The sequence below is a fragment of the Streptomyces sp. NBC_01176 genome, assembly GCF_045039825.1.
In the GTDB taxonomy this organism is placed as follows: Bacteria; Actinomycetota; Actinomycetes; order Streptomycetales; family Streptomycetaceae; genus Streptomyces.
Genome location: NZ_CP108600.1, coordinates 8,747,785 through 8,768,239, shown reverse-complemented (window position 1 = coordinate 8,768,239; position 20,455 = coordinate 8,747,785). Strand labels below are relative to the sequence as shown.

Annotated in this window: 16 protein-coding genes; 12 read left to right on the top strand and 4 right to left on the bottom strand. The window is 70.7% G+C overall.

Annotation, left to right across the window (positions count from 1 at the left end):
- Positions 1 to 31: 31 nt before the first annotated feature.
- From OG199_RS38130 to OG199_RS38120, 3 genes are all read right to left on the bottom strand, one after another.
- Positions 32 to 769, bottom strand: coding sequence for a L,D-transpeptidase family protein (locus OG199_RS38130; protein WP_405833424.1), 738 nt, complete (start codon positions 767 to 769; stop codon positions 32 to 34).
- Positions 770 to 1,146: 377 nt separating this feature from the next.
- Complete coding sequence (locus OG199_RS38125; protein WP_401802146.1) at positions 1,147 to 3,021, bottom strand: FHA domain-containing protein; 1,875 nt, start codon at positions 3,019 to 3,021, stop codon at positions 1,147 to 1,149.
- A gap of 502 nt (positions 3,022 to 3,523) precedes the next feature.
- Positions 3,524 to 4,336: a TetR/AcrR family transcriptional regulator gene (locus OG199_RS38120; RefSeq protein WP_401802144.1), complete on the bottom strand. Its 813-nt coding sequence runs from the start codon at positions 4,334 to 4,336 to the stop codon at positions 3,524 to 3,526.
- A 275-nt stretch (positions 4,337 to 4,611) separates the two neighbouring features.
- Here OG199_RS38120 and OG199_RS38115 point away from each other — a divergent pair, with 275 nt between their 5' ends.
- The 12 genes from OG199_RS38115 (at position 4,612) to OG199_RS38060 (ending at position 19,166) form a co-directional block, all read left to right on the top strand.
- Positions 4,612 to 6,324, top strand: a complete 1,713-nt coding sequence (locus OG199_RS38115; RefSeq protein ID WP_405833421.1) for an MFS transporter — start codon at positions 4,612 to 4,614, stop codon at positions 6,322 to 6,324.
- Between the two features lie 422 nt (positions 6,325 to 6,746).
- On the top strand, positions 6,747 to 7,859 hold the full coding sequence (locus OG199_RS38110; protein WP_356800106.1) for an aminotransferase class V-fold PLP-dependent enzyme: 1,113 nt from the start codon (positions 6,747 to 6,749) through the stop codon (positions 7,857 to 7,859).
- Between the two features lie 273 nt (positions 7,860 to 8,132).
- The gene (locus tag OG199_RS38105) at positions 8,133 to 8,549 is read left to right on the top strand and encodes an SAV_915 family protein (protein ID WP_356800114.1); all 417 of its coding nucleotides are present in this window, start codon (positions 8,133 to 8,135) and stop codon (positions 8,547 to 8,549) included.
- 9 nt (positions 8,550 to 8,558) lie between these two features.
- On the top strand, positions 8,559 to 9,962 hold the full coding sequence (gene lysA / locus OG199_RS38100) for a diaminopimelate decarboxylase (protein ID WP_405833419.1): 1,404 nt from the start codon (positions 8,559 to 8,561) through the stop codon (positions 9,960 to 9,962).
- Positions 9,963 to 10,153: 191 nt separating this feature from the next.
- Entirely contained in the window at positions 10,154 to 10,243 is a 90-nt protein-coding gene (gene kdpF / locus OG199_RS38095; RefSeq protein ID WP_266696761.1) for a K(+)-transporting ATPase subunit F, read from the top strand.
- Complete coding sequence (gene kdpB, locus OG199_RS38090; protein ID WP_405833416.1) at positions 10,243 to 12,411, top strand: potassium-transporting ATPase subunit KdpB; 2,169 nt, start codon at positions 10,243 to 10,245, stop codon at positions 12,409 to 12,411. The genes kdpF and kdpB overlap by 1 nt, the downstream gene beginning before the upstream one ends.
- A 2-nt stretch (positions 12,412 to 12,413) precedes the next feature.
- Positions 12,414 to 13,274 (top strand): potassium-transporting ATPase subunit C, encoded by an 861-nt coding sequence (locus tag OG199_RS38085; RefSeq protein ID WP_405833414.1) that lies wholly within the window; start codon positions 12,414 to 12,416, stop codon positions 13,272 to 13,274.
- 2 nt (positions 13,275 to 13,276) lie between these two features.
- Entirely contained in the window at positions 13,277 to 14,926 is a 1,650-nt protein-coding gene (kdpA, locus tag OG199_RS38080) for a potassium-transporting ATPase subunit KdpA (protein WP_356809598.1), read from the top strand.
- A gap of 371 nt (positions 14,927 to 15,297) precedes the next feature.
- The gene (locus OG199_RS38075) at positions 15,298 to 15,888 is read left to right on the top strand and encodes a DinB family protein (protein ID WP_405833412.1); all 591 of its coding nucleotides are present in this window, start codon (positions 15,298 to 15,300) and stop codon (positions 15,886 to 15,888) included.
- Positions 15,889 to 16,458: 570 nt separating this feature from the next.
- The gene (locus OG199_RS38070; protein ID WP_356809993.1) at positions 16,459 to 17,202 is read left to right on the top strand and encodes an IPT/TIG domain-containing protein; all 744 of its coding nucleotides are present in this window, start codon (positions 16,459 to 16,461) and stop codon (positions 17,200 to 17,202) included.
- A gap of 269 nt (positions 17,203 to 17,471) precedes the next feature.
- Complete coding sequence (locus OG199_RS38065; protein ID WP_405833409.1) at positions 17,472 to 18,524, top strand: IPT/TIG domain-containing protein; 1,053 nt, start codon at positions 17,472 to 17,474, stop codon at positions 18,522 to 18,524.
- 78 nt (positions 18,525 to 18,602) lie between these two features.
- On the top strand, positions 18,603 to 19,166 hold the full coding sequence (locus OG199_RS38060) for an Ig-like domain-containing protein (protein WP_405833407.1): 564 nt from the start codon (positions 18,603 to 18,605) through the stop codon (positions 19,164 to 19,166).
- Between the two features lie 20 nt (positions 19,167 to 19,186).
- Here OG199_RS38060 and OG199_RS38055 read toward each other — a convergent pair whose 3' ends face one another.
- Positions 19,187 to 19,615 carry a hypothetical protein gene (locus OG199_RS38055; protein ID WP_405833405.1) on the bottom strand — a complete coding sequence of 143 codons (429 nt, stop codon included), beginning with the start codon at positions 19,613 to 19,615 and terminating at the stop codon, positions 19,187 to 19,189.
- Positions 19,616 to 20,455: the final 840 nt, after the last annotated feature.

Below are 20,455 nucleotides of genomic sequence, written 5' to 3'. Positions count from 1 at the left end.
TCCTTCGCACCCGACGTGACCCCCCTCGGCCTCAGCGCCGCAAGTACTCCCGGTCTCCCATCACCACGACGGGACGACGCAGGGGATCGAGGGTGCGCAGCAGGGTCCTCATCCCGGACTCGGGGAGGGTGACGCAGCCCGACGTGCCGTCACCGTGGTCCAGGTGCAGCCAGATGCCGCCGCCCTTGTCCTCGCCCAGCGGCCGGCTCCAGTCGTACGGCGGGGTGCCCCGGAGCCGGTTGTAGTCGATGGCGATGACGTAGTCGAAGTCGTGCTGGTGGGATTCGTCCGCGTCCGTCGGGGACGCGAAGGCGTGGGCGTCCTGCCGGTAACGCAGCAGGCTCCCCGGGTCGTCGAGCGTCCCGCCCGCGTCGGAGAGGGTGAAGACGCCGACCGGGCTGCGCTCGTCGTCCATGTGGTGGTCGGTCGTCCAGCCCAGCCTGCCGTTGTGCGCGCGCCAGTCGGCGGTCCGTTCCCAGTTCGCGCCGCGCCGCTCGTAGAGCACGACGAGGGCGTCGGGCGAGTCCTCGTGATCGCCGTAGACGGCCACCACCTGACGGGTGGCGGCGGGTACCTGCTCCCACATCATGTCCCCGATGCCGGGGACGCGGGAGACGGACGCCGGGCGGGGGGCGGGTGCCGGGCGGGGCCGCGCGGACGCCGGTGGGCCGTCGGTCTCCGCCGCCCCGCCGGAGCTCGTCCCCTTGGTGATGGCACCGCAGGCCGTCATGGCAGTCAGGAGGACACCGCAGGCGACGGTCGCGGCCATGGCCCGCCGTGAACCGCCGGGTTGCCGCGAACCGCGACGTCGCACGGCTCGGTGGGAGTGCCGGGAGTGCCGGGTCCCAGAGGATCTCCACATGATCAGGATTCTGTGGCGGTCCGGACGACGGCCGCATCCGGACCGGGCATCCGGCCTAGCAGGGGCTTCGCCGGCCGCCGTGCCGTCCCGACGTCCCGCCGTCCCGACGTCCCGCCGTCCCGCCGTCCGAAGCCGATCCTGCGAGAACGCCCGCTCCGAGACCGCCCGATCCGAGGAGGCTCCGGACGTTCCGGAGACTCCGGAGGGCGGGACGAGGCTGGGGTGCGGACCGTCGGTCGCCGCAATGGCGCGCGTACCGACGGTCCTTACGGCTCCAAAGGTCCTCAGACCTGGGCGACCGGCTCCAGGGCCTCGACGGCGGCGGCGGCCGCGGCGGAGTCCTGACCGTAGAAGATGTCGATGTCGACCTCCTCGCCGCCCATCGTGAGCGTGTCCCAGGCACCGCTGAGCACCAGCATGCGCAGCGTGCTGCTCTGCAAGGTCCCCAACCGCTCCAGGATCGCCTCGTCGTCCGGCATACCGGACATGCGTACCGCCAGCCGGGAACGGATCCCCCGCATCCGCTCCAGCAGCGTCGCGGTGTCCGCCTCGCGGTCCGGCTCGTCGGCGATCCCGTCGATGCCGTGCGCGATGATGTCCTTGATCGCCCAGGTGGCCCCCTGGTCGTCGGTGGTCACCATCGCCTTCCACGCACGGCTCTTGTGGCGGTACTGGAGCATCGACATGGCGGCCTCGTGGCGCAGGAAGTCCGCGTCCCGGAAGGGCTTCCCGTTCCAGGCTCCGTTGAGGGATCGTGCGAGCGAGATCGCGGACGCGAGGCCGCTGTTGAGCCCCCGTCCCGGCCAGAAGTGGATGGCATTGGCGGCGTCACCCAGCAGGAAGCCGTACGTGCCGGTGGAGTTGGCCGTGGGCGGCAGCAACTCGGCGGTGAAACGCGGTCGTTGCACCATGTCCAGGCGGAAGGAGGTGACCGCGCTCAGGTCGTCCGCCTCGACGCCGAACAGGCGCAGCCCCTCGTGCACCCGCTTCCACAGCGCCGAGCCCCTGATCAGGGCCGGCAGGAACAGGGTGCTGTGCGTGGAGCACTGGAAGTCGCCGTGCTCGTCGCGCCCCATCAGGCACGGGCGGGAGGCGATGCACTCCTCGAAGACGCGGCGCACGGGGTCGATGCCGACCACCTCCGCCGTCTCCGCGTCCGTCAGGCGCATGTTGAGGAAGCCCTCGCCGCGCAGGGAGTTGAGCAGGAACCGGTTCTGCGCGACGGTCAGCAGCACCGCCATGGGATCGGTCAGGCCCGACTTCACGCGCAGGCCGAGTACCACGTCCTGCAGATGACGGCCGTCCAGTGAGTAGATGGACTCGTCCGCCTTGCCGAACTTGGCGGCGAAGTGCTCACGGGTGCGCGACCGCCCGCCGTCGCAGATCGCGAGGACGTGCTGTGTGGCCAGAGCGTCCTGCTGCTCCTCGATGCTGAACCGTGCCGGAACGAGTTGGATCCGGCCCTTCTTCTCGTTGGCCACCTCCAGCAGGCGGTCCTCGATGTAGGCGATGCGCATGTTGCGCGGGTGGTGATCGCCGACCGAGTCGGGTCCTGAGGGCCACATCTCGGTGTAGTTGTCCGCGTCGAAGAGCCGGTCGCGCACTTCCTGGGGCAGGCCGAGGTACTGGCGGCTCTGCACGGTCACCACCTGCTGGCGCCGAATGTTGCCCTGGCTCGCGTCCTTCCAGACGATCTTGCGGCCCTGTTTGCGCCACCGGCCGTCGTACACGGTGATCTGCGCCTGGGCGCCGAGGAAGTGCTCCAGCAGCAGGGCGAGCGAGAGGCCGACGGGGCCGCCGCCCGCGACGGTGACCCGCAGCACCGGCCCACGCGCGAGCTCCTCACCGCCGAGCGTCAGGGACCTGGGCAGCGAGAGCGCCATGATCGTCTCCATGGCGTCCGGAACCTCGAACCGGAACTCCTGGTCGCCGATGGTGATGTCGTCCCCGGGTTTGAGCAGTTGGGACTCGATCTCCTCGCCGTTCACCAGCGTTCCGTTGCTGCTGCCGCAGTCACGCAGCACGTAGCCCTGGGTCTCGTCGAGGACGATTTCCGCGTGGAAGCGTGAGACGCTCAGGCTGGAGATGACGACGGTGTTATCGGGGTTGCGTCCGAAGGTGACCCGGGTGCCGATGACCGGTATCCGTTCTCCGGCCAACAAGCCTTCGTGTCCAACAAGCACCGGCGCCACGGCACTTCCTTCCAGGGTTGACGACATGCCGCTGCCGCGGTGCCACCGGAACGCACCACTGCGCGGATGTGACCGGACAGCGAGTGACGGGTAGGACGGAGCGACATCCGCTCTACGTATTTGAACGGTAAATGATTCACTTTTGACGACAGCATAGCGTCGCCTGACCGGTACCGATGACCCATCATGCCCCCTTCCGGAGCCGCACGGGAGTCCCCCCGACGACGCCGGGACGGACCGCGCCGACGACGTCACGGTCCCGCTGCGCCCAAGCCGTCACCCGCTGCCCCGACGTCACTGGAGCGACCGTCCGCGGGGACGGCCGAACGCGAACTCCCCCTCGTACGCTCCGCGGAGACGACCTGCGGCACACCGCGACAGCCGTCGCGACCCGCCACCCGCCGCCGGCCTCGAGCGCGCCCCCGCAGGGATGCCGGAGGTGTTGTGGATCAGCGGGAGGTGCCGTGGATCAGCCGGCGTCCGGGGTCCGGGAGGCGTCCGCGCCCCCACGGGCCGCCGGGTCGGGCAGGTAGCTCGCCAAGCCGCGCAGGATGATCTCCAGTCCGATGTCGAAGCGCTCGTCGGAGGAGTCCGTCACCATCATCCCGGCCAGGGCGCGCAGATGAGGGAAGTCCGCCGCCGGCAGGGAGGCGAAGTAGTCCTGCATCTCGTCGGCCATCTCGCGCCAGTCGGGGCGGGCCGGCGAGGAACCCTCGCCGCTCTGCTGAGCGGCCCGGTCCCGCCACATGCCCTCCTCCAGGGCGAACCCGTCGATGTAGGTGGAGATGAGGTCACCGGCCTCCGCCGCGATGCGGTCGGGCAGTCCGGCGGTGCGGAAGACGGCGAGCAACGCCTCGACGTGCGGCAGCAGTTCGGCGGTGAAGGGCACGTGGGCCATGGAGATCCTGGCCATGTCCCGGTGGGACAGCAGGCGCCGACGCCCGGAGCGGGCATAGTCCCGCACCGCCTCCTGCCACCGCGCCGGGTCGGCCGCGGGCGGTTCGAAGCCGTCGAAGAGCCGGGTGTACATGAGCTCCAGGAGGTCGTCCTTGGAGCTGACGTAGGCGTAGAGCGCGGAGACCGTGACACCCAGTTCCGCCGCCACCTGACGCATCGACAGACGGTCGAGCCCCTGGCGGTCCAGCACGGTGAAGGCGGCCTCCACGATGCGTTCGCGCGACAGCGGCGTGCGTGTGGGGGCGACGCGGGCGCGGGCGGGCCGCTCGCGCTCCCAGGGGGACGGCGGAGGAGGTGCGGGGGTGCCGGGGGCCGCGTCGGTCATGACGTCAGTCTAGGCACGGGAGAGCAGCGTTCTCCTGCGGTGAGCGGCGTTCACCTCGATCAAACGCGATATATCTTGTCTGCTCCGCGAAGTTGCGCTATATCTTAATGAACGCCGTTCTCTCGGTGAGCGCTGTTCTGTTAGAGTGAACACCGTTCTCCGAGTCCGGTCGTCCGTCTCTCCGGGCCCTACCGGCAAGTCGGGCAGTCGCATCCGTCCGCGCCACCGCGCCCGCGAGTCGTCACCGTGGCGCGACCCTTCCGTGAGGAGTTCCGATGTCCACCACCGGTGTCGCGTCCACCGAGACGCCCATCGACTCACCAGCGCCCTACCGGTGGCGCTGGGCCGCTCTCTTCGTGATCCTCGCGGCCGAGGTGATGGATCTTCTCGACGCCGTCGTCACGAACATCGCCGGCCCCTCCATGCGCGCCGACCTCGGCGGCGGCGCCTCCACCCTGCAGTGGCTCGCCGCCGCGTACACCCTCTCGATGGCCGTCGGGCTCGTCACCGGAGGGCGGCTCGGGGACATCCACGGGCGCCGCCGGATGTTCCTCGTGGGGGCCGCCGGCTTCACCCTGGGTTCGTTGCTGTGTGCCGTGTCCGTGTCGCCCGAGATGCTGATAGGCGCACGCGTCGTACAGGGGCTGTTCGGCGCGGTGATGCTGCCGCAGGGCCTCGGCATGATCAAGGAGATGTTCCCGCCGAAGGAGTCGCAGAAGGCCTTCGGCATGTTCGGCCCGGTCATGGGCCTGTCCGCGGTGTGCGGTCCGATCCTGGCGGGCTGGCTCGTGGACGCCGACTACTTCGGCACCGGCTGGCGGATGATCTTCCTGATCAACCTGCCGCTGGGCGGCGCGGCCATCCTCGGCGCCGTGCGCTACCTGCCGAGGGGCCGGTCCGGCAGCAAGCCGCGCCTCGACGTCCCCGGCATGCTCCTGGTCTCGCTGGCCGCCCTGCTCATCATCTTCCCGCTCGTGCAGGGCCGCGAGTACGACTGGCCCGTATGGGCGTTCCTGATGATGGGCGCCTCGGTGGTCGTCTTCATCGCCTTCGGCACGTACGAGTCCCGCCGCAGCAAGGCCGGCCAGGACCCGTTGGTCGTCCCCAGCCTCTTCCGCAAGCGTGGGTTCAGCGGCGGCATGGTCCTCGGGCTGGTGTTCTTCTCGACCATGCAGGGGTTCATGCTGGTCTTCAACCTCTACACCCAGATCGGCCTCGGCTATTCGCCGCTCAAGGCGGGACTGGTGATGGTGCCGTGGTCGGCCGGCATGATCGTCGGCTTCGGGCTCGCCCAGGGTGTCGCGCGGTTCGGGCGGACCGTGCTCCAGGCGGGCGCGCTGGTCATGGCGGTCGGCGTGTTCGGCGTATGGCTGACCCTCGACCAGGTGGGGGCCGGCGTCGGCCCCTGGCAGCTCCTGCCGTCGCTGCTCGTCACCGGTATCGGGATGGGCCTGCTCATGGCACCGTTCTTCGACATCGTGCTCGCCAGCGTCGAGCAGCACGAGACGGGTTCGGCGTCCGGCACGATGACCGCGGTCCAGCAGCTCGGCGGCGCCTTCGGCGTGGCCATCCTCGGCACCGTCTTCTTCGGTCTGCTGGGCGGCGGGATCGCCACCGCCGTCGACCACCGCTCGGAGGGTCTGCGGGGGCAGTTGGCCGCCGCGTACGTCGCACCCGCGGCTCAGGACCGTGTCGTGGCGGACCTGCGTGAGTGTGCCTCGGACCGAGCCGTGGCCAAGGACCCCGCCGCGACTCCGGCGTCCTGCGCACGCCTGGAGAAGGACACCCGCTCCGCCCTGACCTCGCCCCAGGCCGGCGCCCGGATACCCGCCGTGCTGGAGGCGACCGCGTCGTCGGCCTTCCGGAGCGGATTCGGCTCCGTCATGAAGACGTTGCTCTGGATCGTCGACGGCATGCTCGCCCTGACCTTCCTGCTCGCGTTCCTCCTGCCGCGCCACGCGCGCCCCGAGGAATCCGCCGGGCACTGACCCGCGGCCGCACCGGAATCGGCGGACGGAACGGGCGGGCACCCCTGGGGAGGTGCCCGCCCGCCCTGTCTCCGTCCGCGTCGAGCGCGGTCCGCCCACCGCGAGGCGGGCAGAGCGGGTCGGGGCCCGCGCTGTTGCGGACACGGTCCACTCGATCGGCCGCGAGCCCGAGGGGGGAGACACGGTGGCACGCGCCGACGAAGGGGACCGGCACCCCGGACCGGTCCGCGCGGCGCGAAACACGTACCGTTCGGGCAGGTGGGACGGGCCCGCGGCGGTGGACGGCGGGACGCCGGTCCACCAGACGCGCACGGCACCCCTCACGCGGCGCGCCACACGGCACTCCCCACCCGACGCACCTGACGCACCCCACCGCACCACCCGCACCACCCGCACCACAGCCTCCGGGAAGGACGAGCCCCGTGCTCACGTCGTACGCAGCCCATTTCGACACGCCCGCCGGGTACCTCGACTTCGCGCGGTTCGGTCCGCCGTCGCGGGACGCGGTGGCCGCCACCGCGCGAGCCATGGAGGAGTCCGCCCGCGCCGACCACACCACCGTGGACGGCCTGATGCGCGCGGAGACGACCGCACGGGACACGGCCGCCCGCCTCGCCGGCACCGACAGCGGCCACACGGTGCTGCTGCCGAACGCGTCCACCGGCATGTTCCATGCCGCTCTCGGCATCCCGGAGGGCGTGGTCCTCGCGCCGCGCACCGACTTCCCCGCCAACCACTATCCGTGGCGCCGCGCCGCGGATCTGGGCCGGGCCGTACCGCGCTGGCTCACACCGGCGCCCGGTGGCGGGGTCACGCCCGACCTGGTCCGCGCCGCGCTGACCGACGACGTCGTCGCCGTGTCCGTCAGCGCCGTGGACTTCCGCACCGGCTTCCGTACCGACCTGGCGGCGCTGCGCGAGGCGATCGGACCGGACCGACTGCTGATCGTGGACGCCATCCAGGCGTTCGGCGTGGCCCGGATGGCCTGGGACGCCGCCGACGTGGTGGTCGCGGGCGGTCAGAAATGGCTGCGCGCGGGATGGGCCACCGGCTTCGCCGCGCTCTCCGATCGCGCGCTGGAATCCCTGGAGCCGGTCCTCACCGGCTGGACGGGCGTCGAGGACGTCGGCCTCTTCGACGGAACGGAGCACCCGCCCGCCCCGGACGCGCAGCGATGGTCGATCACCAATCTCAGCCCGGTGACGGCCGCCGCGCTCGCGGCCGCACTGGACCTCGTCGAGCGGCACACCGTCGCGGCGATCGAGGCCGCCATCGCCGTCCGCATCGACGAACTCACCGAGGTCGTCAAGGAGCGTGGCGGCCGCATCCTCTCCCCCACCGACCCGGCGCGGCGCGCGGGCATCCTCTCCTTCACGATGCCGGACCACGACCCCTCCGTCGTCGCGAAGTCGCTGCACGCCGAGGGGGTCACTCCGACGGTGCGCGTCGACTCGCTCAGGCTCTCCCCACACGCCTCGACGCCGCCGGAGGCATCCGCACGAGTGGGCGCCGCGCTGTCCTCGCTGCGCAGCTGAACCCGGGCGACGGCGGCGGCCCGGGGGGCCCGGCCTCCGGGTCCGGGTCAGTGCGGCACGCTCCGGCGCCGGGGTGAAAACAAGCCATGGCAACTCCGTCCCCCGCCGACCGAGCGTCCCCGCGACCGTCAGTGACGCGTCATGGGTACGCCGCTTCCCGTCAAGCATCCGTCAGCGCCGGGCCCCGGCCCAGGTCGGCGGGGCATAGCTTCGTCGAAGCGTCCGGCCGATCCGACCGGACGACGCACGTCGCCTTCTTCGAGGAGCAGCACCATGTCTCCAGTCGAGCATGCCGAGGACCCCGAACCCTCCGAACGCTTCCCGGCCGGACTTCTCATCGTTCCTGTCCGGCCGGGGTCCGCGGGCTGCACGGCCCGGTTCTTCCGCACCCCCCTGGGCGGCCGTACGGCCGTCGGTTTCACCTCGGCCGCGAAGCTCACCGCCACGCTGGGCGCCGACCACCCCCACATCAAGCTCTCCGAACCCGCGCTGCGCGCGCTCGCCGCGCCCCTGGGCGTCACGGCCCTCGTCGTCGACCCGTCGTTCTCCGCCCCCGCGGTCGACCGCGCCGCGGCCACGGTCCGCGAGCGGGAGAACTCCTGGCGTCGCTGGCATCCCGAACACGTCGGCGCCCTGCGGGTGACCGGCGCGGCCGCCGTCGTCGCGTGCCTGAACCTGCTGATCGGCTGAGGAGACACCATGTCCATCCAGGACGCCCCCCTTCAGGACTTGGCCTTTCAGGCATCGCCCCGCGTCCTCGGCACCGCCGGCACCTCCGCCGACACCGGCGCCGACGCCAGGGATGCCGACGGCCTGTCCGTGTGGCCCCGCTCCGCCCGCTCCGCCGCCGAAGGCGACGTCCGTGTCGGCGGCGTTTCCCTCACGGAGACCGCCGACCGCTTCGGCACCCCCGTCTACGTCCTCGACGAGCAGGAGGTCCGCGAACGCTGCCGCACCTACCGCACGGCGTTCCCCGAGGCCGACGTCGTCTACGCGGCCAAGGCGTTCCTGTCCCGCGCCGTGGTGCGCTGGGTGCGGGAGGAGGGCCTCGGCCTCGACGTCTGCTCCGCCGGGGAACTCGAACTCGCCGTGAGCACCGGCTTCCCGCCGGAGAAGATCGTGATGCACGGCAACGCCAAGAGCCCCGAGGACCTGCGCACGGCGCTCGGGCTCGGCGTCGGCCGCATCGTCGTGGACAGCGACTCCGAGATCGCCCGGTTGGCCGCGGTCACTCCCCCCGACAGCCGTCAGAAGGTCATGGTGCGGGTGGTGCCCGGCATCGCGGCGGGCGGACACGCCAAGATACGCACCGGCACCGACGATCAGAAGTTCGGCCTCTCGATCACCGACGGGTCCGCGGAGCACGCCGTCGCCCGGATACTCGACCAGCCTCAGCTCGAACTCGTCGGCCTGCACTGCCACATCGGCTCGCAGATCACCTCCGTCCAGCCGTACGTCAGCGCGGTGCGCCGCGTGGTCGGGCTGATGGCCCGGATCCGCGACCAGCACGGCGTCGCTCTCCCCCAGTTGGACATCGGCGGCGGTCACGCCATCGCCTACCGACCCGGCGAGGAGAACCTGAACGTCGGAGTCCTGGCCGGTCGGGTCCGCGCCGAACTCGAGGACGCCTGCGCCCGAGCCGGACTTTCCGTGCCCAGGCTCACCCTCGAACCCGGCCGGGCGATCATCGGTCCCGCGGGAGTCGCCGTCTACCGGGTCCTCTCGGTCAAGCGCACCGGGGAGCACACCTTCGTGGCCGTGGACGGCGGCATGAGCGACAACCCGAGGCCCGCGCTCTACGGGGTGCGGTACGCGCCCCGGCTCGTCGGCCGGCCCTCGGCGGTGCCGCCCCGTCTCGTCACCGTCGTGGGCCGGCACTGCGAGGCGGGTGACGTCCTCGCGGAGGACGTGGCGCTCCCGGGCGACGTGCACCCCGGCGACCTCCTCGCCGTCCCCGCGGCCGGTGCGTACCACCTCTCCATGGCCTCCGGCTACAACCTGGTCGGCCGGCCCCCGGTGGTGGCGGTGTCCGACGGTGCCGCCCGTGTCCTGGTGCGCCGCGAGTCACTGGACGACATGAGCCGCCGGGACATCGGGATGTAGTCCCGGGGCCGCTCCGGTCCTGCGCCGGCGGCTCCCGCCCCGCGACGGCCCGCGGTGGCAACCACTCGTGCCGTAACAGGCACGGGGGGCCGCCGCCGCGTGCCCGCATGTCATGAAGATCCCCCGCGTCACCCCCGCGTCACCCCCGTCTCACTCCCCAACCACCCCCTGCCCATGGGAACGAGGTCTCGATGACCGTGGAGAACACCGTCGGCCTGATCGTGGCCGTCGCCCTGCTCGCCTACCTGATCATCGCGCTGATCAAGCCGGAGAAGTTCTGATGTCCGCCCCCGCCCCGACCCTGCCCGCACCGGTGCCGGACTCCCCTCCGCCCGGAACCGAGAAGCCGCCGCGACGGGTCGGCGCCGGAATGCTCGATCCGACGCAGCTGTGGCGCGCCCTCCCGCAGGCGTTCACCAAACTGAATCCGGTGACCCTGTTCCGTAATCCGGTCATGTTCGTGACCGAGGTCGGTGCCGCGCTGACCACGGGCATCGCAGTGGTCCACCCCGGTCTCTTCGCCTGGCTGATCACCGGCTGGTTGTGGCTGACGGTGATCTTCGCCAACCTCGCCGAGGCCGTGGCCGAGAGCCGTGGCAAGGCGCAGGCCGACTCGCTGCGCCGGACCCGGCAGCAGACCACCGCGTGGCGGCTCGCGGGCTGGGAGCCCGGGGCCGCCAAGGACGCCTACCTCGAAGAGGCCGTCGCCGCCTCGGAGTTGAGGCGCGGCGACATCGTGTCCGTACCGGCCGGGGAGTTCATCCCCGGAGACGGCGATGTCATCGAGGGCGCGGCGAGCGTCGACGAGTCGGCGATCACCGGTGAGTCGGCGCCCGTCATCCGTGAGTCGGGCGGCGACCGCAGCGCGGTCACCGGAGGCACCCGGGTGCTCTCCGACCACCTCGTCGTACGCGTCACCCAGGAGCCCGGGGCGAGCTTCCTGGACCGGATGATCAGCCTGGTCGAGGGGGCCGACCGGCAGAAGACACCCAACGAGCTGGCGCTCAACCTGCTGCTGGTCATGCTGACCTTCGTCTTCCTGGTCGCGGTCGTGACCCTCCAGCCGATGGCGATCTTCTCCAAAGACGCGATGGCCGCCGCGCACGACACCGCGGCGCTGAACGCGAACGGTGTCACCGCCATCGTCCTCGTCTCGCTGCTCGTCTGTCTGATCCCGACCACGATCGGCGCGCTGCTCTCGGCGATCGGTATCGCGGGCATGGACCGGCTGGTGCAGCGGAACGTACTGGCCATGTCCGGAAGGGCCGTCGAGGCCGCCGGTGACGTCAACACCCTGCTGCTCGACAAGACGGGCACGATCACCTTCGGCAACCGGCGGGCGAGCGCGTTCCTCCCGGTCGGGGACGTCCCGATGGAGCGGCTGGCGCGGGCCGCCCTTCTTTCCAGCCTGGCGGACGAGACGCCTGAGGGCCGTTCCATCGTCGAGTTCGCCCACCAGAAGCACGAGTTGACCCAGCAGGTCGCGAACGGCGCCGAGTGGGTGCCGTTCACCGCCGCCACCCGCATGTCCGGAGTCGACCTTCCCGACGGGCAGCGGTTGCGCAAGGGCGCCGCGGCTTCCGTCTCGGCCTGGGTGCGCGAGCGGGGCGGCGAGGTCCCGCTCGCGCTGGGGGCGATCGTGGACCAGGTCTCCGCGTCGGGCGGTACACCCCTGGCCGTGGCGCGGTCCACGAGCGACGGCCGGGCCGAGGTGCTCGGCGTCGTCCACCTCAAGGACGTCGTCAAGCCGGGTCTGCGGGAACGCTTCGACGAGCTGCGCCGGATGGGCATCCGTACGGTGATGATCACCGGCGACAACCCGGTGACCGCGAAGGCGATCGCCGAGGAGGCGGGCGTCGACGACTTCCTGGCCGAGGCCACGCCGGAGGACAAGCTGGAACTCATCAAACGGGAGCAGGCCGGCGGTCACCTCATCGCGATGACGGGCGACGGTACGAACGACGCCCCGGCTCTCGCGCAGGCGGACGTGGGCGTGGCGATGAACACGGGTACGTCGGCCGCCAAGGAGGCCGGCAACATGGTCGACCTCGACTCGGACCCCACGAAGATCATCGAGATCGTCGAGATCGGCAAGCAACTCCTCATCACCCGGGGTGCGCTGACGACGTTCTCGATCGCCAACGACATCGCCAAGTACTTCGCGATCCTGCCCGCGATGTTCGCCGCCGTGTATCCGGGGCTCGACCGGCTCAACATCATGGCCCTGCACTCACCGCTGTCCGCGATCCTCTCCGCGGTCGTCTTCAACGCGGTGGTCATCGTGGCGCTCATCCCGCTCGCCCTGCGCGGTGTGCGCTACCGGCCGTCGTCCGCCTCCGCGCTGCTCACCCGCAACCTGTGGATCTACGGGCTCGGCGGCGTCGTCGCGCCCTTCCTCGCCATCAAGTTCATCGACTTCGCCCTCGTCCAGTTCATCCCGGGGATCTGACCATGACACGCATCCCGCACTGGCTCGCCCAGCACCTCGCGGCGCTCCGGGTGGTCCTCGTACTGACCCTCCTGACCGGACTGGCCTATCCACTGGCCATGACGGCCTTCGCCCAAGTCCCCGGCCTGGACGGCAGGTCCGAGGTCACCGCCGCCGACGGCACGGACGCCGGATCCTCCCTGATCGGCCAGTCGTTCACGGACGCCAAGGGCAACCCGCTGAAGCGGTACTTCCAGTCCCGGCCGTCCAACGCCGGTACGGGGTACGACGCCACCGCGTCCGGAGCCGGGAACCAGGGTCCCGAGTCCGTCGTCGACACGGCGGACAAGCCGAGCCTGCTCACCCTGGTATGCGGGCGCAGCAAGGCGGTCGGCGAGCTCGAAGGCGTCGACGGCTCCCGCCCGTTCTGCACACCGGACGGCGTGGGAGCGGTCCTCGGCGTCTTCCACGAGGGCGGTACGCACGGCCGGGTCACCAGGGTCGTCAGTCTCGACCAGGCGTGTCCGGCCAGGCCGTTCCTCAGCTCCTACAAGGGAGTCGACGTCGTCTGCGCCGAGCCCGGCGCGGACTACAGCCGCGCCGTGACCGTCCCCGTACGCGGCGACGCGCCGGCCGACCCGGTCGTCCCCGCCGACGCGGTGACCGCGAGCGGCAGCGGGCTCGACCCGCACATCAGCCCCGCGTACGCGAAGCTCCAGGCGCCCCGCGTCGCCCGCGAGCGCGGCGCGGACGTGGCCGACGTACGCGAGTTGATCGAGAAGTACACCACCGGCCGCACGCTCGGCGTGCTCGGCGAGCCCGGCGTCGATGTCGTCGAGCTGAACGTCGCGCTCGACCGTGCCTACCCCCAGCAGGGAGCCTGATCATGGCGGCCTGGATCCAGGCATCGCTCGTCCTCGCCGTGGTGGTGGGGCTGCATGTTCCGCTCGGCGACTACATGGCCCGAGCCCTCGACGGCGGCCGGCACCGGCGCGGGGAGAGAGCCCTCTACCGCGCGTGCGGCATCGACCCGGACAGGGAACAGACCTGGCGGCACTACCTCACCGCCCTGCTCGCCTTCTCGGTGATGAGCATCGCGGCGCTCTTCGCCCTCTTCACCCTCCAGGGCAAGCTGCCCTGGTCGACGGGCCACGAGGGCATGCCGTGGCGGCTCGCGCTGCACACCGCCGTCTCCTTCACGACCAACACCAGCTGGCAGAACTACGCCGGCGAGTCCACCACCGGGCACCTCGCCGTCATGGCGGGTCTGGGCGTCCAGGCGTTCGCGTCGGCGGCGGTCGGCATCTGCGTGGCGCTCGTCCTGGTGCGGGGGCTGGTCCGGCGCAGCACCGCCGACCTCGGCAACTTCTGGGTGGACCTCCTTCGCACGATCTTCCGCGTGCTGCTTCCGATGGCGGTGGTCGGCGGCCTGATCCTGATGGCGGGCGGGGTGATCCAGGGTCTCGGCGCCGGCCACACCGTCACCACGGTCGCGGGCGGCAAGCAGACGATCCTCGACGGACCGGTCGGCTCCTGGGAGCCGATCAAGCTCTTCACCGGTGACGGCGGCGGTGTCTTCAACGCCAACAGCGCCCACCCCTTCGAGAACCCGAACGCCTGGACCAACGCCTTCGAGATCGTGCTGATGCTGCTGATCCCGACGGCCTGCATCCGCATGTTCGGCCGGATGATCGGCAGCCTGAAGCAGAGCTGGACCCTGCTGACGGTCGTCGGCATTCTCTTCGGCCTGCTCCTCGCGGCCGGCACGCTGGCCCAGTCCGCGCACACCGGCACGGTCACCCAGGCGGTCGGCGGACCGTACGAGGGCACCGAGACCCGCTTCGGCGTCCCCGGCTCGACGCTGTTCGGCGTGGGGGCCACGGGCTCGGCGGACGGCGCGGCCAACTCCTCGTACGACAGCTTCTCCAGTCTCGGCGGCGGGGTGCTGCTGTCCGCGATGATGCTCGGCGAGATCGCGCCCGGTGGCACGGGCAGCGGACTGTACGGCCTGATCATGGTGGTGCTGGTGGCCGTCTTCATCGGCGGTCTGATGGTCGGCCGCACGCCCGAATACCTGCGCAAGCGGATCGGGTTCGGGGAGATGCGCTGGGTCGTGGTGTACGCGCTGATCCCGCCGACGGTCATCCTGGCCTGCACGGGCGTCGCGCTCGCCTTCGGCGACGGGCAGACCTCGATGGGCAACCCGGGGGCGCACGGTCTCACCGAGCTGATCTACGCCTACACGAGCAACACCAACAGCAACGGCAGCGCGATGGCGGGCTTCAACGGCGCCACGGACTTCCACAATCTCCTGATGGTGTTCGCGATGCTCGTGGGGCGGTATCTCCCGATGGTGGCCGTACTGGCCCTGGCCGGACGGCTCGCGAAGCAGCAGCCGGGCGTCGTCACCGTCGGCACGCTGCGCGCCCAGGGTGTCAACTTCGTCGTCCTCGCCACGGCCGCGGCGGTCATCCTGGCGTTGCTCAACTTCCTGCCGGCACTGTCCCTCGGCACCATCGCCGACGGTCTCCTGTAACCCCGTACCGGCTGAGCTCCCGGCCCGTCACAGGCTCAGCCGGTACGGCACCCCGCGCACGACGGTCACGACGGCGTCGGTGCGTGCCCGGCGCGGCCGCCACCAGGCAGGCCGCGCCGACGAACTTCCGGGCTGCGGACCGGGGCCGGCGCGCGGGGAGTCCGCCGGCCGTCGCGCCGCCCTCGCGTCACCTCGGCCGCCCGGAGGGGTCCCGGAGCCGGCGGGACCGCGCGTTCCCCCGATCACATGAGACCGCCTTCCTGTAGCGCGGGTCAGGGCGGCGGTCATGGTCTGGCCTCGGCTCTGCCAGTCGTTGCGGACCACGTACGGGATCTTGAGACCACGAGCAGCCCATGGCAGGCTCATGCCGCATGATCGACGAGTTCGCGAAAGACAGCCTGCACGGGAGGCTGCGGCGGGACCGCAAGGCGCTGCTCTGGAAACTCGACGGCTTGTCCGAATACGACGCCCGCCGACCTCTGACCGCGACCGGGACCAACCTCCTCGGCCTGGTCAAACACGTGGCCACCGTCGAGGCAAGGTACTTCGGCGAGGTCTTCGACCGCCCTTCCCCGGAATCGCTGCCCCGGTGGCAGGACTCCAACGGCAGCGATCTGTGGGCGGCCGAGGACGAGACTCGCGATCAGATCATCGGGTTCTACCGGCGCACGTGGGAACACTCGGACGCGACGATCAACGAGCTTCCCCTCGACGCCCCCGGCCACGTTCCGTGGTGGCCAGAGCCTTATACCAACACGAACCTGTTCGCCGTCGTGGTCCATGTCCTCGGCGAGACCATCCGGCATGCCGGGCACGCCGATATCCTGCGCGAGGGCCTCGACGGCCGGACCGGGATGCGCGCCGAGAACGAGCAGCAGATCGATGAAGAAGCCCGCGCGGCCTACTGCGCGAAGATCGAGCGGGCCGCCAGGTCGGCCGCATCAATCAAGGCTCAGAGGTAACCCGGTCGATCACGGCAGGAAGGGCAGCAAGCTGCACGTGCTGGCCGATGCCCAGGGCATCCCGCTCGCCGTCGCCGTGTCCGGCGCGAACATCCCGGAATTTCCGGAGGCCCCTACAACTGTCGGTCAATGAAACAGACCGCTCAATTCACGTTCCGCGGATAATACAAAAATACCAACAGCTCTTCATTTATGCACCGTTAATGCTCCGCATTTCACCCCTGAGCGCTCAGCCAAATGGCTCGCATCCCGTCAGTAACCTTGCGGCCAGGGCCACTCGAATGGGTTACTCGCCATGTCCATTTCGACGGATGTGCGAATTCTCGAATGGCGTCCGAGCGAACCGCTCATCCAGCGTCGGCCGGCGTTGGACAACGGTGTTCCTCGATGGCCCCGCGTATCAGGCGGGCGGCTGATTCCGCCAAGCCCGAGCGTCACGGCAGGGCCACCGAATTACCACTTGGCCAGTGGACACGAGAGCCGACTCGCCACCACTCGAGACGTACGCGAATCCGAACGTCCCCATCACCTCTCGCAATGTACCGCATTGCGGGCGAGGAGGAATCTCTCATGCCTATCAGTCCGAACCAGGGATCAAGTGGCGGCGGCACACTCGTCACCATCACCGGCACCGGCCTCAGCGGCACCACCGCGGTGCGTTTCGGCACCCGGTCCGCGACCGCCGTCACCAACGTCTCGCCCACCCAGGTCACCGCCGTCTCCCCCTCCGGCAACGGAGCGGTCGGCGTCACCGTGACCACGCCCGGCGGGACGAGCAACCCCATCCCCTTCTACTACGTCGGGGCGCCGTTCAAGCAGTCCCTCAGCCCGACCTCCGGGTCGACGGCGGGCGGCGGGACCGTCACCATCAACGGCACCGGCCTGTCCACCGCCACCAGCGTCGCCTTCGGCGCCAACTCCGCGGTCCCGACGGTCGTGTCCGACGGCCAGATCACGGTCGCCGCGCCGGCCGGCGCCGCGGGCGCCGTGGGAGTCAGTGTCACCACGGCGGGCGGCACCAACAACGGGCTCTCGTACACCTACGTCGCCGCCCCGACGGTGACGGCGGTCACCCCCGCGGAGGGGCCGACGACCGGCGGCACGACCGTGACCGTGTCCGGCACCGGCCTCACCAGCACCACCGCCGTCACCTTCGACGGGAACCCGGCACCCTTCACCGTGATCTCCGACACCGCGGTGTCGGCCGTCACGCCTCCCGGAACGGCCGGCGCGGTCGACGTCGTCGTGACCAACGACGCGGGCAGCGCGACCGGCGCGGACGCGTTCACCTACGTTGCCGGGCCCGGCATCTGACCCCTCGTCAAGGATGCGGCTGCCCGTCGGCGACAGATGTCCTGCTCTGAGCGGATGAGCTGACCCGCAGGGCGCCGCATCCACCCCCAAGCCCCCGGTCCGGACCACTCCGGACCGGGGGCCCCACCCGCCTGACCGGTCACCACGCCCCGACCCGACTGCGAGCGTTCCTCTCGACCCGGTCGGAGCCCGCGTGATCGATGGTGGCCCCGATCCGACCAGTAATCCCCCGCCCTGTTCCAGGGGGAGCCACACCATACGGAGACACCGTGAAAGACAGTGATCTCGCGGCGCAGGCGGTAAGGCCGAGCGTCGCCGCCGCCGCACCCGTCCTGAGTTCGGTCGTCCCCAACACAGGGCCCTCGGCCGGCAGCAGCACCGTCACGTTGAACGGCGGCAGCTTCACCGGAGCCACTGCGGTCAACTTCGGTACCACCGCAGCCCTCAGCTACACGGTCGACACCGCGGCGAAGATCACCGCGGTGACACCGCCCGGCACCGGCGCCGTCCCGGTCACCGTGAGGTCCCCCGGCGGGACGAGCAATTCGCTCACCTACACCTACGCGGCCACTCCGGGCCTCACCAGCGTCGCTCCCAACCAGGGCCCCTCCTCGGGCGGCACCACCGTCACCCTCACCGGGACCGGCCTGACCGGAGCCACCGCGGTCACCTTCGGCAGCAACCCGGCCACCACCTACACCGTCAACTCCGCCACACAGATCACCGCCGTCGCGCCCGCCGGGACAGGAGCGGTACCCGTCACCGTCACCACCGTCGGCGGCACCACAGGCCCCGTCTACTTCTTCTACCTGAACGCCCCCTCCCTCATCGCCGTCGTACCCAACCAGGGCCCCTCCTCGGGCGGCACCACCGTCACCCTCACCGGGACCGGCCTGACCGGAGCCACCGCGGTCACCTTCGGCACCCACCCGGCCACCACCTACACCGTCAACTCCGCCACACAGATCACCGCCGTCACGCCCGCCGGGACAGGAGCGGTACCCGTCACCGTCAGCGCACCGGGCGGCACCAGCAACACCGTGATCTACACCTACGTGGCGGCACCTGTGCTCACCGCCCTCTCCCCGGCCCAGGGACCGACGGACGCGGGCGCCGGCATCACGCTCACCGGGACCGCTCTGACCACCACCAGCACCGTCTCCTTCGGCGCCACACCCGCCGCCTTCACCGTGCTGTCCGACACCACCGTCGTGGCACTCGCACCGCCGGGACCGGCAGGGCCCGTCTCCGTCAACGTCACCACCATCGGCGGCGTCAGCAACTCCCGCACGTACACGCGTGTGCCGCCCCCGGACATCTAGCCACTCCGGACGGGCGGCCGGGCCCATCCGAGGGAACCTCCTTGACCACATCAACCGATCGCGAAGATTTGTCACATAATGCGGAACTTCGCACCCTACTGTGACACTCCCCGAGCAGCGTGCAAGCCTCGGACAGCGATCGATCAAGGAGTCGAAACAGTGACACGTCGGAAAAACCGGGCCGCTTCGAATCTGTTCACGATCGCCGCGGTGACTGCCGTGATGGCCCTTGCCTCACCGGCAGAAGCGGCAGTGTCGTCGACAACCGCGGTCCAGGCATCGCCTTCGGCCGCGTCGATCGGGCAACCGGTGAATCTGACCGCGACGGTGACCTGCACAGGCGACCCCAGCGGCGGACTCGGTATGACGTTCTTCGACGGTGGCGACATTCTGGACACCGTGCCCGTCACCGCCACCGGGACAGCCGTCTACTCGGCCCATCTGTCCACCGTCGGCTCGCACACGATCACCGCCGCCTACAACGGCAACGACAACTGCAGCGCTTCGAACGCGGAGGCCACGGTAGTGATCTCCGCCGCGCCGGTGCCTCCGCCTGCCAATGGGTTCTGCCTCCTCGCCTGCGGCGGCCTGATCGACTTCAACGTCGGCAACATCCACAACGAGATCAACATCCGTCACTAGAGCTATGCCGTGGGGGAACGTCACTCGGCGAGGAGTTCGGTGAGCTGCTCGGCGGCGGTGGCGTCGCCCTTGTCGGCAAGACGTCGCAGTTCGCCCAATTCGTCGTGCTCGGTGGCGAGTTCGATCAGTTGGTCGGTCGCGGTGGGGTTCCCGGCGTCGGAAAGACGCCGCAACTCCGCCACATCACCGCGCTCGGCGGCGAGTTCGATCAGCTGGTCCGTCGCGGTGGGGTTCCCGGCGTCGGAAAGACGCCGCAACTCCGCCACATCACCGCGCTCGACGGCGAGTTCGATCAGCTGGTCCGTCGCGGTGGAGTTCCCGGCGTCGGAAAGACGCCGCAACTCCGCCACATCACCGCGCTCGACGGCGAGTTCGATCAGTTCGTCGACGGCGTCCTCGTCGCCCCTCTCGGCCCGGTCCCTCAGAGCGGTCAGGTCGGAGTCATTCATGAGGGAAAGCCTTTCGCGTGTCGCCCCGGGCCCGGCCGGCCGAGGGTCGTGTACGTCCCTGCCGAGCGTCTCCACCGTGGGCCGCCCGGCCCGGACGGCGGGTCCCGGCCGGTGAGGCCGTGACCACGCGCAGGAGACGCGGCCGCGCGGGCGCGGTGGCCCGGGAGCGGCGACGCGGAGCGGCCCACGCGGCCACGGCCTCACGACGGAGGGGACGCCCACGGGCGCCCGGTCCGCGGCCCCCTTCCTGGCCGCGGACCGGGCGAACCCCCCGGGCGGGGCGACCGTCCGCGCTATGGCTGGACGACAGTCCCGGCCCCCGCTCAGGACTGCGCGTGGTGACGGTCGTGGAAATCCCCCTGTTCGAGGCAAGCCGAGAACTCGGGGGAGGTCACGAACCCTCCAGCGTCACGCCACGGATGGTCGCCCGTGTCCCCCCGCCACCCAGTCTGTGACCGCTTTCGGCCTCCGAAGCCCTCCGTTGATGTTCTCCTGACGCTTTCCCCGCCTGCCATGACGGAGCCTTGACGTCTGCCTCCGACGCGCCGTAAGGGAAGCGCAAATTCCCTGGTGGGAGGGGCAGTTCGAGGGCACGGCCCGGCTAGATTTCCCGTCGGCCGCCGGAAAGGCCATGGACGTCAGTGGCCTGACGACGCTCCTCCTGGAGCGGTCTCGGATGCCTTTCTCGCCCGAAGGCATTCGCATGGCCTCCCGGCGGCCGAGCACGCGGCGGCGTTCTCGTCGTCATCCCGTCGCCGACGTCCGTGCACAGCTCCGCGGTGCCGGGGCCCCGGCACCGCGGAGCCCGGCGGCCACCCCTACCCGTGTCAGCTCGACCGG